Source organism: Stagnihabitans lacustris, from assembly GCF_025950525.1.
In the GTDB taxonomy this organism is placed as follows: Bacteria; Pseudomonadota; Alphaproteobacteria; order Rhodobacterales; family Rhodobacteraceae; genus Stagnihabitans.
Genome location: NZ_JAPDGS010000004.1, coordinates 245,999 through 258,256, shown reverse-complemented (window position 1 = coordinate 258,256; position 12,258 = coordinate 245,999). Strand labels below are relative to the sequence as shown.

Below are 12,258 nucleotides of genomic sequence, written 5' to 3'. Positions count from 1 at the left end.
TGTGTTCACGGGCATATAATTCGAGCAGAAACCGCCCGAAGGGGTAGATATTATGGGTTTGCAGACCACGTTTCACGCGCCCCATGGCGCGGATTTTCTGGGTTGGCGTTTGGACCGCAGCGGACATACCGAAATCGTGCATGAAAACGCCCGCGGAAGGCGCGTCTTGCGGCTGGATCATCAGCCCGATCAGGCCCTGGTCGAGGCGATGCAAGCCGCCGTTGGCGCGCGCTTTGTCCTGCCGCGGCTGTTTGACGAGTTGAAAAAGCGGGCAATTGCGGTCGAGGGCGGGCTTTTCTGACCCTATCCCGCCGCAGCGCCTTGAAAAGCGCCAAGGTTTTGTTGAAAATTCAGGCTGCGGGTCAGGCTGAGGGCCTTGCTTGCTCAAATCTCTTGCACGCTGGGCCGTGGCCTGCTTAATTTGATCAAACTACAAAAACGAAACCGGGGGGTGTGATGTCTGAACCGCAAGGGCGGGGCTTTTGGCGGTCAGAGGGGGCTTCGGGCCTGTTCCTGATCTCGCCAACTGCGATCTTCGCCATTCTGCTTTTGGCCGCCCCCTTGGCGACCACGCTGCTGTATTCCGTCTTTACCGATGGGTATCTGGAAATCATCCCGCGGTTTCAGCTGTGCAACTATATCGGCGAATGTGCCTCGATGAAGCTGGACGCGGCCACGGGGCAATATGTCCCGACCGAGACCTATCTGGGCGCCTGGTCTGACCCGGTGGTGCGGGCGCTGATGTGGCGGTCGCTGTATGTGTCGATCCTGGTGACGGCGGCGACCGTGCTGTTCGCCTATCCGGTCGCCTATTTCGTGTCCTTCAACGTCGAGCCGTCGAAAAAGTCGCTGTGGCTGTTTTTGATCACCATCCCGTTCTGGACGTCCTATGTCATTCGGGTCTTCATGTGGAACGTGATGATCAGCCGGACCGGGGTGATCAACTCGGCGCTGGTGGGGTCGGGGATCGTGGACGAGCCGTTGCAGATGGCCTTTACGCTGCAGGCCATGGTTGTGACGCTGGCGCATGCCTATGCGCCCTTTGCCATCCTGCCGATCTATGTGGCGCTGGAAAAGATCGACCGTTCCTTGCTGGAGGCCGGGCAGGACCTGGGCGAAACGCGGTTCCGCACCTTCTTGCGCGTGACCCTGCCCCTGTCGATGAGCGGCGTGATTGCCGCCGTCCTGATCGTGTTTATCCCGACCATCGGCGATTACATCACGCCCAACCTGATCGGCGGCGGCAAGATCCCGATGATCGCCAATATGATCGAAAAGCAGATGCTAAAGGCGGATAACCGCGCCTTGGGGTCGGCCATCGCGGTCTCGGCGATGTTGGTCGTGGGGGCGGTCAGCCTGCTGTTCCTTTTCCTGAACCGCCGCTATCTGAAGGGGAACAAATGAAATTCCCGGTCCTGCGCACCTATACGGTGCTGTATTTGCTGTTCCTGTATATCCCCATCCTGATCCTGCCGATCTTTGCCTTCAACAATTCGACCACGGCGGCCTTTCCGCTGAAGGGCTTCACAACCCAGTGGTTCGGCCGGGTCTTTACCGATCCCGCCCTGGGTGAGGCCTTGAAGAACTCGCTGATCGTGGCGGGGTCGACGGCGTTTTTCTCGACGCTGCTGGGCATCCTCGCGGCGCGGGCCACGACGCGCTACAGCTTCAAGGGCCAGGCGCCCTTGTCGGGGCTGATCATGCTGCCCATGGTCCTGCCCGAGATGATCATGGCCATGGCGCTCTTGGTGGTTCTGCTGTCGCTGGGCATCCCGCTGTCGCTGTTCACGATCATCCTCGGCGATGTGCTGATCTGCACGCCCTTTGCGGTGGCCATCCTGACCTCGGCCTTCCAGTCGCTGGACAAGTCGCTGGAAGAGGCCGCGCAAGACCTGGGCGAGGGGCCGTTTTCGACCTTTTACCTGGTCATCCTGCCCTTGGTGGCGCCGGGGATCATCTCGGCCATGCTGATCTGTTTCACCATTGCCATCGACGAATTCATCATCGCGAACTTCCTGGGCTCGGGTGAGAAACTGTTGTCGACCTATATCTTCGGCCAGCTGCGCTTTCCGAAGAATGTGCCCAATATCATGGCCTTGGGGACGGTGCTTGTCTGCGTCTCGATCGCCCTTCTGGCTACGGCCGAATTTTTCCGCCGCCGCGGTCTTGCCCGCACCGGCGCCAAGGATACCGGAGGCTTCCTGTGACCACCAAGCCCGATATGATCGAGTTCCGCAACGTCCAGAAATACTACGGCGACTACCACGCCCTGCGCGGCATCAATGCCACGATCAAGGCCGGTGAGTTCTTTTCCCTGCTGGGCCCGTCGGGCTGTGGCAAGACGACCTTGCTGCGCACCATTGCGGGGTTCGAGGGGATTTCCTCGGGCGTCGTGTTGGTCGATGGCAAGGACATGGCCAATGTGCCGCCGAACAAGCGGCCGACGAATATGGTGTTTCAGTCCTATGCGATCTTTCCCCATCTGAGCGTGGAACAAAACGTCGGCTTTGGCCTGCGCAAGGACCCGCGTTCGCGCGAGGAAAAGGCCCGCGCCGTGGGTCAGGCGCTGGAGATGGTGGGGCTGGCCGGTTATGGCGCGCGCTCGGCCCATGCGCTGTCGGGGGGCCAACGTCAGCGGGTGGCCCTGGCCCGCGCGCTGATCCTGAAGCCCAAGGTTCTGCTGCTGGATGAACCGCTGTCGGCCTTGGACAAGAAGATCCGCGAACAGATGCAACTGGAGCTGATCAAGCTGCAGCGCGAAGTTGGCATCACCTTTGTCCTTGTCACCCATGACCAGGAAGAGGCCCTTGTGATGTCGGACCGGATCGCGGTCATGTTCGAGGGCAATATCGCCCAACTGGACGACCCCGAGACGCTGTATCGTCTGCCCAAGACCCGGCAGGTCGCGAATTTCATCGGCACGATGAATTTCCTGCCCGCCACGATCCTGTCCGAGGCCGGGGGCCGCGCCGAGGTCGAGGCTCCGGGTCTGGGTCGGCTGGAGGTGGATGTGGAAAAGCAGATCTCCTCGGCGCCCGCGACCGGCAAGACCACGATCGGCTTTCGCCCCGAAACGGTGACGATGCTGTATGACGGTCAGGGCTCGGCGGACCGCGAAAGCATGGGGACCGTGGCCGAGGTCGTCTATTACGGCGACATGACCTATTACGACGTGACGCTGGACGGCTGCGCCGATCCGATCCGCATGTCGATGCGCAATGTCTTTGGCCGGCCTGTGCTGGACATCGGCACGCGCTGTCGTGTGGGGTGGAGCCCCGGGGCCATGGTGATGTTCCGCTGACAGCAAGGGGTCTTCGGGCCCCTTTCGCTTGGTCTATTTGAAGCGCGCTGGAGGGGGCCAGCCCCCTCCAGACCTCCCCCGGGATATTTATGAAAAGATGATTGGGGCGGGGTCAGGCGTGTTGCAGGGTGCCAAGTCCGCCATCGACCACGAGGCAGGCGGCGGTCATGAAGGGCACCTCATCCGAGATCAGGAAGACGGCGGCCTTGGCAATTTCTTCGGGCGTGGCGATGCGGCCGCCGGGATGCAGGGCCATGGTGGCGGCGCGGGCGGCTTGCGGGTCGGGGAAGGTCGCCCACCAGTCCAGCGTCTTTTGCGTCAGGACATAGCCCGGGGCCAGGGCATTGACCCTGACGCCCTGCGGCGCAAATTCCAGCGCCAGGGATTTGGTCAGGCCCAAAAGCGCATGTTTGGCCACCGGATAGGGGAAACTGCCGGGGATCACGGTGAAGCTGTGGGTCGAGGCGATGTTCAGCACCGCACCGCCGCCCGCCGCGATCATGCCGGGCAGCGCCGCGCGGATGCAATTCCAGGCGCCCTTGACGTTGACATCGAAGGCGCGGTCCCAATCGGCGTCAGAGGTCTGCAGCGGCGGCCCAAAGACATTGATGCCGGCGTTGTTGATCACCGCATTGATCGGGCCGATGGACGATCCGGCCATGGCCGCCTCGATCCCGGCGCGGTCGGTGATGTCGATCGTCGCCAGGGCCAGCCGGTCGGATTGTGGTAGCGCCCCGGCCAGCGTCGCCCCGTCGCGGTCGACGGCCAAAAGGCTTGCGCCCTCGGCCAGGCAGGCTTTGGCGATGGCAAGGCCAATGCCCTGCGCGGCGCCGGTCAGGAAGATGCGTTTGCCTGTCAGGCGGCCTGGGGTCGGTTGGTCAACCATGGGTCACTCCGGTTGCGTAAAGTCGAACACGACCTTGCCCGACAGGCTTTCGCCCGGGTCAAGGACAGCCATGGGCAGGCCGCGCGCCAAGGCATTGGGCAGATGGGTCATGGGTTCAAGGCAAAACTGGTCGCCGCCCTTTGGCGCATAGACCATCAGATGTGCAAAAAGCGGTTCGGCGCTCAGGTCGATGCGCAGGTCGGGCTGGTCGATGCGGGCCCGGCCGCACCAATCCTGATAGGCGTTGTTCAGGCCGTGGTCGGGCAGCGGGCCGTTCAGGGTCATCGTCCCCGGGATCGGGCCGGGCGACCCGGGAAGGTGGCCCGGACCCTCGGTCCAAAAGGCGCCAGCTTGGGCTGTGACGCGGGTCTTGGGGTGGCGGGGAAAGAACGGATGCAGGCCCAGGCCAAAGGGCAAGGCGGGGCCGGTGTTGGTGACGGACAGGGTGACGGTCAGCCTTGCGGGGCCTAGCGCCAGGTCCATCGTTGCGCGGTAGCGGTGGGGCGAGGCCGCAGGCGCGGGGTGGTCAAAGGTCAGGTGGGCTGTGGTTTCGGTCGCCCTCGCCTGCCAAAGCCCAAGCCAACCGTCGCCATGCAGATACAGCGGCTCGTCGGTGTTGGGGGTGAAGCGGTGCGTCTGGCCGTCATAGGTGAAGGCGTTCCCCTGCACCCGGTTGCCCAGCGGAACCATGGGGAAACAATGGCTTATCGCCGGAACCCCGCCCCAGGTGGCACAGATCCCCGCGCCCTGGGGGTCCACATTTACCGTAAGCGCGCCCTGGCGCAGCACCATTCAGCGCCGCCCCAAAGCCTGCGAGCGCAGGTTGTCCAGCAGCACCGCCAGCAGAAGGATCACGCCGCGCACGATATACTGGTAAAAGGCCGGGATGTTCAGCAGATTCATCGCATTCTCTGCGATCCCCATGATCATCACCCCCACGATCACCCCCGCCATCGACGCCCGCCCCCCCGCCAGCGACACCCCGCCCAGCACGCAGGCCGAGATCACCGACAGCTCTAGCCCGATGGCGGAATTCGGTTGCCCCGATGTGATGCGTGAGGCCAAAAGCACCCCCGCCACCGCGCAAACCAGACCCTGCAGCGCAAAGATGGCGATCCGCGTGGCCCCCACATCGACCCCCGCCAGCCGAGAGGCCTCGGGGTTGCCACCGATGGCCAGGGTGTTCTTGCCAAAGACCGTGCGGTTCAGGATGAAACCAAAGACCGCGAACAAGGCCACCAGCACCCAGATCGGCGAGGGGATGCCAAAGGTCTTGGACAGCGCGATGTTGAAGAAGGCCGGGTCGTTGATCCCCACCGCCCTGCCGTCCGAGGCGATCAGCGCCAGGCCCCGCACGATCTGCATCGTGGCCAGCGTGGTGATCAGCGCGTTGATGCGGAACTTCGCGATGACAACCCCGTTGATGAACCCCACGACCGCGCCGCAGACCAAGGCCGCCGCGATCCCCAGAATGATGGACCCCGTGGCATTGGAGGCCATGACCGCGACCATCCCCGCAAAGGCCACGATGGACCCCACCGACAGGTCGAAATCCCGCGCGGCCAGGCAAAACATCATGGTGCAGGCCACGATCCCCACCGTGACCACCGATTGCAACAGCCCCAGCATGTTCCGTTCGGTCAGAAAGTTCGGCACCATCACCGACACCAGCGCAAAGGCCAGAGCAAAGATCACGACAAGCCCCTGTTCGCCCAGAAGCAGCTTTTTCAGGTGGTTTTGCATGGGGTCAGCTCCGGTCTGGAAGGGCGGCGGAAAGGATGGCGTGTTCGGTGAAATCGGCACGATGCAGGTCGGTGCGGATGCGGCCTTGGCACATGACATGGATGCGGTCGCAGATGCCCATGACCTCGGGCAGGTCAGAGGACACGACGATGACGGCCAGGCCCTGTTCGGCCAGGCCAAACAGCAGGTCATAGATTTCCGCCTTGGCGCCGACGTCGATGCCGCGCGTCGGCTCGTCGACGATCATCACCTTGACGCCCTGTTCGGACAGCCAGCGGGCCAGGATCACCTTTTGCTGATTGCCGCCCGACAGGTTCAGGATGTCTTGCGCGCGCGAAGGGGTGCGGATGCGCAGGCGTGAGATATAGGTGTCGGCGGTGTCGGCCTCGGCGCGGCGGTTCAGGATGCCGAACCGGGATGTGTGGCGGCGCGAAGAGATCGCGATGTTCTCCTCGATCGACCGGCCCTGAAGGATGCCGTCGTGTTTGCGGTCCTCGGAACACAGGACCAGACCGGCGCGGATCATGGCGCGGGGGGTCTGGGCGGTGATCTCGGCCCCGTCGATGCGCAGGCTGCCCCGGCGCGGGTCGGCGCCAAAGAGCGCCCGCATCAGTTCGGACCGGCCCGCGCCGATCAGGCCGAAGAAGCCCAGGATTTCCCCGGCGCGGACCTGGAAAGAGGCGGGTTCGGGCAGGGCGGGGCTGGTGATGCCCTGGGCCTGCAGCCGCACAGCGCCGGGGGTTCGGGGCCTGTAACCCCAGATGTCGGAAATCTTGCGCCCGACCATTTCGGAGACGACCTGGTCGCGGGTCACGCCGTCCAGTGTCGCGTGATGGGCGGCCAATTTGCCATCGCGCAGCACGGTCAGCCCGTCGCACAGCCGGAAGATCTCGTCCATCCGGTGCGAGACATACAGGATCACCTTGCCCTCGGCCCTTAGCCTGCCGATCAGCGCGAACAGCACCTCGCTTTCGCGTGAGGACAGCGACGAGGTCGGCTCGTCCAGCGCGATGACGCGGGCGTCCAGCATGACGGCCTTGGCGATTTCGACCATCTGACGTTCGCCGATCGACAGGGTGGCGACCTTGGCCCGCGGGTCGATGTCGATGCCCGCGGCCTGCAGGCGGGCGGCGACCATCTCTTGCATCCGGCGGCGCGCGATCACGCCAGCCTGTGCAGGAAAGCGGCCAAGCGTCAGGTTTTCGGCCACGCTCAGCTCTGGAACAAGCTGCAATTCCTGGTGGATGACGATGACGCCCGCGTCAAAGGCATCGCGGGTGGTGGCATAGGTCTGCTGGGTGCCGTCGATGCGCAGGCCGCCCGCATTGGCCGCCACATCGCCCGACAGGATCTTGATCAGCGTGGATTTCCCCGCGCCGTTTTCCCCCATCAGCCCATGGACCGCGCCCTTTGCGACGCCGAAACTGACGCCGGACAGCGCCGTCACGCCGGGGTAAGTCTTTGTCAGACCGTCGAATTCCAGAAACATCATCCCCTCCCAAGGTGTTGGGGCGACCAAGGCCGCCCCAAGCCGTTACGCGATGCCGTTATTCGATGCCCAGATCCTTGCGGACCGCTTCATAGGTCGACCGCGTGGCCAGGGCGCCTGCCGTCAGGATCAGGGCCTCGGGCGCCTTGTCGTTCGCGACCCAGTCGAACATGTTCAGCGCGGTTTCATAGCCGTGCCGCTTGGGCGAGATGATGATCGTGCCGACAAAGCCGGTCGGATCGGGCTTTTTGAACTCGTTGATCGCGGATTCCGCGCCGCCGATGCCGACCGCGATGACGTTATCGGCCGTGATGCCGACGCTTTCGGTCGCGCGCACCGCGCCCAAAGCCGCCTCGTCGTTCAGACCAAAGGCCACCCAATGCTTGATCTCGGGATGGGCGTTCAGCACCGTGGTCGCGGCGTTCAGCGCGGCTTCGGTGTCGGTCTTGGCCTGGGGGGCGTCAAAGATATTCGCTTCGGGGAAGCCCCCGGCCTTCAGCGTGGCAATCGCGCCCTCGACCCGGTCCACGGCGGTGGGCAACTGGTCATAGGACACGCGGATGGCGCCGACCTCTGCCAGAGCCCAGCCGCGCGCCTTGGCCTCGTCCAGGATCGCCTGACCCACGGCCTCGCCGATCTTGGTCGCCGAAATCCCCATATGCGGCACCGATTCAATCGCCGCGCCCGAGGCATCGACCAGCCGGTCATCGACCGTCATCATCTTTAGCCCATTGGCCTCGGCCTTGGCGACCAGCGCCGGCCCCAGCTTGACATCCGGCGTGCAGACGATGAAGCCCTGCGCGCCCTGCGCCCCCAGGTTGTCGATGGCCGCGATCAGCTTTTCGCCATCTTCGGCGCCGATCTTGACCAGGGTAAAGCCCTTTTCGTCCGCGGCCTGTTGGGCGAATTTCCATTCGTCCTGGAACCAGGGTTCTTCGGGCTGCTTCACGATGAAGCCGATCTTGATGTCTTGGGCAACCGCCGCCGTCATCATCATCGAGGCCGCAAAAGCGCCGGTCAACAGCGCCGTCTTCAGCAATCGCATGGTGTTTCCTCCGGGTGGGGCGGGCCTCCAAACCCGCCATGATGTGTTTGCTAGACTCATTCATCATACCAGTCAACAGGCTTGATATGATGAATGGCATATGCGAAGGGAGAGGGGCCGAAGGTCCCGATGGCTTTCGGTGGCCTTTGGTGGCGGATTGCGCGACAAAGGCCGCGCAGGGAGGATGCGATGACAGAAGAGACCAAGGCCCGCAGGCCAAGGGTGATGCCCGATGTGGTGCGCGCCTTGGCGGGCGATATCCTGTCGGGCCGCTTTGCCCCGGGCGTGATGCTCCCGCGTGAGCCTGACCTGTGCGCGGCTTATGGCGTCAGTCGCACCGTGATCCGCGAGGCCTTGAAAAAGCTGGACGCCAAGGGGCTGATCGTGACGCGGTCGCGGGTGGGGACCATGGTGGCCGACCCCGAGCTGTGGAACATCCTGGACCCGCAGATCATCGAATGGCATCCGCAAGGCGCCTTGGATCAGCGGCTGTTCGATGCGATCCTGGAAACCCGTCTGGGGATCGAGCCGCTGGTGGCCGAACTGGCCGCCAAACGGGCCAGCCTGACGGAACTGGCGCAGATCGAAGAGGCCTGGGCGGGGATGCAGGCGGCGGGGGGCGACGTTCAGGCCTTTACCCGCCATGACATCACCTTTCACCGCGTGCTCTATACCGCCAGCCACAACCCGGTTTACCGCCAGATCGGCGGGCTGATCGACGCGGCGCTGACCTTCACCATGAACGCGACATCGACCCTGTCACCGGATGAACGCAGCGCCGCGATCCGCGTCCACCGCGCCCTGGTCGAGGCGCTGCGCCTGCGCGATGGTCCTGCCGCGCGACGGGCCGCCGAAGATATCCTGGACCTTGCCGCCCGTGACCTGGAGCTGGCCAAAGCGATGACCCAAGCGGAGCCGTCATGAAGATCACCAAACTGTCCACCTTCCTTGTCCCGCCGCGCTGGCTGTTCCTGAAGATCGAGACCGACGCCGGGGTCAGCGGCTGGGGCGAACCCATCGTCGAGGGCCGCGCCCTGACCGTTCAGGCCGCGGTGCATGAGATGGCCGATTACCTGGTGGGCCAGGACCCGCGCCGGATCGAGGATCTGTGGCAGGTCCTGTATCGTGGCGGCTTTTACCGCGGCGGCGCGGTGCATATGAGCGCCCTGGCCGGCATCGACCAGGCTTTGTGGGACATCAAGGGCCGCGCCTTGGGGGTTCCGGTGCATGAGCTTTTGGGCGGCAAATGTCGTGATCGGATCAGGGTCTATTCCTGGATCGGCGGCGACAGGCCCTCCGATGTGGCCGATGGCGCGCGCGACATGGTGGCCCAGGGCTTCACCGCGCTGAAGATGAACGGCACCGAAGAGCTGCAGATCGTCGACAGCCACGCCAAGATCGACGCGGCGATAGAGCGCGTGGCCCTGGTTCGCGCCGCCGTCGGCCCCTCGGTCGGGATCGCCGTCGATTTCCATGGCCGCGTTCACCGCCCCATGGCCCGCGCGATGGTCAAGGAACTGGAGCCCTACAAGCTGATGTTCATCGAGGAACCGGTTCTGAGCGAAAACCGTGAGGCGCTGCGCGAGATTGCAGCGCTGTCCTCGGCGCCGATTGCGCTGGGGGAAAGGCTGTATTCGCGCTGGGATTTCAAGTCGGTGCTGCAAGAGGCGGTGGTGGATATCATCCAGCCCGACCTGTCCCATGCCGGCGGCATCACCGAATGTCGCAAGATCGCCACCATGGCCGAGGCCTTTGACGTCGCCGTGGCGCCACATTGCCCGCTGGGTCCGATTGCGCTGGCCGCCTGTTTGCAGCTGGACGCGGTCAGCTACAACGCCTTCATCCAGGAGCAGAGTCTGGGCATCCATTACAACGGCGCCAATGACCTGATGGACTACGCGCTGAACAAGGATGTCTTCGCCTATGCCGATGGCATGGTGGCAATCCCCGATGGTCCGGGTCTGGGCGTCGAGGTCAACGAGGATTACGTGCGCGAGCGGGCCAAGATCGGCCACCGCTGGCGCAACCCGATCTGGCGCCACAAGGACGGCTCTTTCGCCGAGTGGTGAGGGCGCGTGTGGGGGGGCGGCTTGGGGCGGACTTGGGGGGGGCTGCCTGGGAAGCCTGACCCCCGGGGCCGTCCATGTTTGCGATGAGGGGCGTGTGGGCGGGCGTCTGGTGTGGCGTCTGGTGGGTGGGCGTCGGGGTCAGGGGCTCTGAGGGGGGCGTCTGAGAATGGGTCGTATGGGGATGTGCGCATCCCACGCCTCAAAACGGCATCACCGGTGGGGAATGGCAAACGGCAAAGGCCGCACAAAGCCTGTCAACAAGTTGTTCCAGATCCATTCGGGGTGCCTGCCATCGGGCGGGCGGGTTGGAAACCCAAGGTTTCCTCCAAATCACCCCCGAAGGGGGATTTGGCTCCGGCGGTTGGGATCGAACCAACGACCAGCTGATTAACAGTCAGCTGCTCTACCGCTGAGCTACGCCGGAACATGTGGGGGTGTATAGCGGCGGGTTTCGGGGGGGGCAAGGGGGGGCAGGTGAAAAAACCGGGGCGCGTGTGAAAATTTTTGAAAACCCGGGAAAGGCGCGTCTAAACAGGGGCTTGGGGCGGGGTCTTCAGGGCGGGGGGCGCTGGAAGGGTCAGGGCAAAGCGGGTTAGCGGGGTGAATTCGGGGTCCTTTGGGCCAGGGGGCTTTGCCGCAGCCGCAGCGGGGGCGGCTTGGGCGCCGGGCTGCCCTGCGGTCATTGCCGCGGCCCGGGGCGGCGCAATCAAGTCCCCCAGCGCCGCGGAGAAGGGCGCAATCCGGCCCTCGGCCTGCAATTGCACCAGATGGGCCAGGACATTGGCGGTCGCCGCACTGATCAGGTCCGGGTTCAGCTCCGGATAGACCTGCGCCGCGATGTCGCGCGCTGTGGCCGGGCCGCGGGCCAGCGCGGTCAGCACCTGCGCCTCGCGGGCGTCGCGATGGGCGGCAAGCGCGGCCAGGCGCGCCATGGGGTTGGCGATCTCGGGTCCATGACCGGGCAGGATGCGCCGCCAGTCCCCGCGCGCCAGCCGCGCCAGGCTGGCGCGATAGGCCGCCATGTCGCCCTCGGGCGGAAAGACCACGGTCGTCGACCAGCCCATGACATGATCGCCCGAAAAGAGCGCATCGCCAAAGGCAAAGCAGAAATGACCGCCAAGGTGGCCGGGCGTGTGCAGCGCCCGCAGGCGCAGGCCGCCGAACTCCAGCATCTGTCCATCGGTCAGCGCATGGTCGGGGCGGAAGGTGGCATCGACCTCGGTCCCGGGGGGGCCATGCGGGGGGCGGCCGCCAAAGGCATCGGCCGCGGCATGAACCGGCGCACCCAGCCGCCGCGCCAGAGGCAAGGCCAGGTCGCAATGGTCGCGGTGCGCATGGGTCACAAGCACCGCAAGCACCCGCCGCCCGGCGATGGCGCGCACCAGCTCCGCCTCATGCGCGGGCAGGGCGGGGCCAGGGTCGATCAGGACCAGGTCATCCGCGCCCAAAAGCCAGGAATTCGTGCCCTGGCCGGTAAAGGGGCCGGGATTGGGGGCGGTCACGCAAAGGATCGGTTCCATGGGGCAAGGATGGCGGGGCTTGCGGGGCTATGCAAGGGTGGGCGTGGAAGGGTGGGCTGGGCAAGAGTGGGCTGGGCAAGGGTGGGCTGGAGCCCAGGCGCTGCTTGCGCTAGCATCGTGCCACGACGTCGGATCGCTGCCCCCCGCACCGCCATCCGTCTCGAATCTCTACCCCTGCCTTGCAAACTCCGCCCTCCGCAAGTTC

General features: G+C 64.8%; 12 protein-coding genes and 1 tRNA gene. 6 read left to right on the top strand and 7 right to left on the bottom strand.

Translation table 11 applies throughout. From position 1 onward, the window contains the following. The first annotated feature begins 52 nt into the window (after positions 1 to 52). The 4 genes from NX862_RS12235 (at position 53) to NX862_RS12220 (ending at position 3,301) form a co-directional block, all read left to right on the top strand. On the top strand, positions 53 to 301 hold the full coding sequence (locus NX862_RS12235; protein WP_264494186.1) for a hypothetical protein: 249 nt from the start codon (positions 53 to 55) through the stop codon (positions 299 to 301). A gap of 155 nt (positions 302 to 456) precedes the next feature. Continuing rightward, the gene (locus tag NX862_RS12230) at positions 457 to 1,404 is read left to right on the top strand and encodes an ABC transporter permease (RefSeq protein ID WP_264494185.1); all 948 of its coding nucleotides are present in this window, start codon (positions 457 to 459) and stop codon (positions 1,402 to 1,404) included. Beyond that, complete coding sequence (locus tag NX862_RS12225) at positions 1,401 to 2,207, top strand: ABC transporter permease (protein WP_264494184.1); 807 nt, start codon at positions 1,401 to 1,403, stop codon at positions 2,205 to 2,207. The genes NX862_RS12230 and NX862_RS12225 overlap by 4 nt, the downstream gene beginning before the upstream one ends. 14 nt (positions 2,208 to 2,221) lie before the next feature. Next, complete coding sequence (locus tag NX862_RS12220) at positions 2,222 to 3,301, top strand: ABC transporter ATP-binding protein (RefSeq protein WP_264494320.1); 1,080 nt, start codon at positions 2,222 to 2,224, stop codon at positions 3,299 to 3,301. Positions 3,302 to 3,413: 112 nt separating this feature from the next. Here NX862_RS12220 and NX862_RS12215 read toward each other — a convergent pair whose 3' ends face one another. From NX862_RS12215 to NX862_RS12195, 5 genes are read right to left on the bottom strand one after another with little or no spacing between them, the layout of a single operon-like run. Further along, the gene (locus NX862_RS12215; RefSeq protein ID WP_264494183.1) at positions 3,414 to 4,187 is read right to left on the bottom strand and encodes an SDR family oxidoreductase; all 774 of its coding nucleotides are present in this window, start codon (positions 4,185 to 4,187) and stop codon (positions 3,414 to 3,416) included. A 3-nt stretch (positions 4,188 to 4,190) separates the two neighbouring features. Next, complete coding sequence (locus tag NX862_RS12210) at positions 4,191 to 4,979, bottom strand: aldose 1-epimerase (protein ID WP_264494182.1); 789 nt, start codon at positions 4,977 to 4,979, stop codon at positions 4,191 to 4,193. Beyond that, on the bottom strand, positions 4,980 to 5,930 hold the full coding sequence (gene araH, locus NX862_RS12205) for an L-arabinose ABC transporter permease AraH (RefSeq protein ID WP_264494181.1): 951 nt from the start codon (positions 5,928 to 5,930) through the stop codon (positions 4,980 to 4,982). 4 nt (positions 5,931 to 5,934) lie between these two features. Beyond that, a complete protein-coding gene (gene araG, locus NX862_RS12200) occupies positions 5,935 to 7,419 on the bottom strand; it encodes an L-arabinose ABC transporter ATP-binding protein AraG (protein ID WP_264494180.1) in 1,485 nt (494 codons plus the stop codon). A 58-nt stretch (positions 7,420 to 7,477) separates the two neighbouring features. Then, entirely contained in the window at positions 7,478 to 8,464 is a 987-nt protein-coding gene (locus NX862_RS12195) for an arabinose ABC transporter substrate-binding protein (RefSeq protein WP_264494179.1), read from the bottom strand. A 189-nt stretch (positions 8,465 to 8,653) separates the two neighbouring features. On the opposite strand from NX862_RS12195, the gene NX862_RS12190 reads away from it, so the two are divergent. Together NX862_RS12190 and dgoD are read left to right on the top strand one after the other, a co-directional pair. Beyond that, positions 8,654 to 9,388, top strand: a complete 735-nt coding sequence (locus tag NX862_RS12190) for a FadR/GntR family transcriptional regulator (protein ID WP_264494178.1) — start codon at positions 8,654 to 8,656, stop codon at positions 9,386 to 9,388. Then, positions 9,385 to 10,533: a galactonate dehydratase gene (gene dgoD / locus NX862_RS12185; RefSeq protein WP_264494177.1), complete on the top strand. Its 1,149-nt coding sequence runs from the start codon at positions 9,385 to 9,387 to the stop codon at positions 10,531 to 10,533. Before NX862_RS12190 ends, dgoD begins: the two co-directional genes overlap by 4 nt. A gap of 349 nt (positions 10,534 to 10,882) precedes the next feature. Here the strand turns inward: dgoD and NX862_RS12180 are convergent. Both NX862_RS12180 and NX862_RS12175 read right to left on the bottom strand, forming a co-directional pair. Further along, positions 10,883 to 10,957, bottom strand: a tRNA-Asn gene (locus NX862_RS12180). 103 nt (positions 10,958 to 11,060) lie between these two features. After that, positions 11,061 to 12,053, bottom strand: a complete 993-nt coding sequence (locus NX862_RS12175) for an MBL fold metallo-hydrolase (protein ID WP_264494176.1) — start codon at positions 12,051 to 12,053, stop codon at positions 11,061 to 11,063. Positions 12,054 to 12,258: the final 205 nt, after the last annotated feature.

Excerpts from the sequence above, each read along its gene's own strand:
- NX862_RS12235 (WP_264494186.1), top strand. The coding sequence starts at position 53 with ATGGGTTTGCAGACCACGTTTCACGCGCCCCATGGCGCGGATTTTCTG.
- NX862_RS12230 (WP_264494185.1), top strand. The coding sequence starts at position 457 with ATGTCTGAACCGCAAGGGCGGGGCTTTTGGCGGTCAGAGGGGGCTTCG.
- NX862_RS12225 (WP_264494184.1), top strand. The coding sequence starts at position 1,401 with ATGAAATTCCCGGTCCTGCGCACCTATACGGTGCTGTATTTGCTGTTC.
- NX862_RS12220 (WP_264494320.1), top strand. The coding sequence starts at position 2,222 with ATGATCGAGTTCCGCAACGTCCAGAAATACTACGGCGACTACCACGCC.
- NX862_RS12215 (WP_264494183.1), bottom strand. The coding sequence starts at position 4,187 with ATGGTTGACCAACCGACCCCAGGCCGCCTGACAGGCAAACGCATCTTC.
- NX862_RS12210 (WP_264494182.1), bottom strand. The coding sequence starts at position 4,979 with ATGGTGCTGCGCCAGGGCGCGCTTACGGTAAATGTGGACCCCCAGGGC.
- araH (WP_264494181.1), bottom strand. The coding sequence starts at position 5,930 with ATGCAAAACCACCTGAAAAAGCTGCTTCTGGGCGAACAGGGGCTTGTC.
- araG (WP_264494180.1), bottom strand. The coding sequence starts at position 7,419 with ATGTTTCTGGAATTCGACGGTCTGACAAAGACTTACCCCGGCGTGACG.
- NX862_RS12195 (WP_264494179.1), bottom strand. The coding sequence starts at position 8,464 with ATGCGATTGCTGAAGACGGCGCTGTTGACCGGCGCTTTTGCGGCCTCG.
- NX862_RS12190 (WP_264494178.1), top strand. The coding sequence starts at position 8,654 with ATGACAGAAGAGACCAAGGCCCGCAGGCCAAGGGTGATGCCCGATGTG.
- dgoD (WP_264494177.1), top strand. The coding sequence starts at position 9,385 with ATGAAGATCACCAAACTGTCCACCTTCCTTGTCCCGCCGCGCTGGCTG.
- NX862_RS12175 (WP_264494176.1), bottom strand. The coding sequence starts at position 12,053 with ATGGAACCGATCCTTTGCGTGACCGCCCCCAATCCCGGCCCCTTTACC.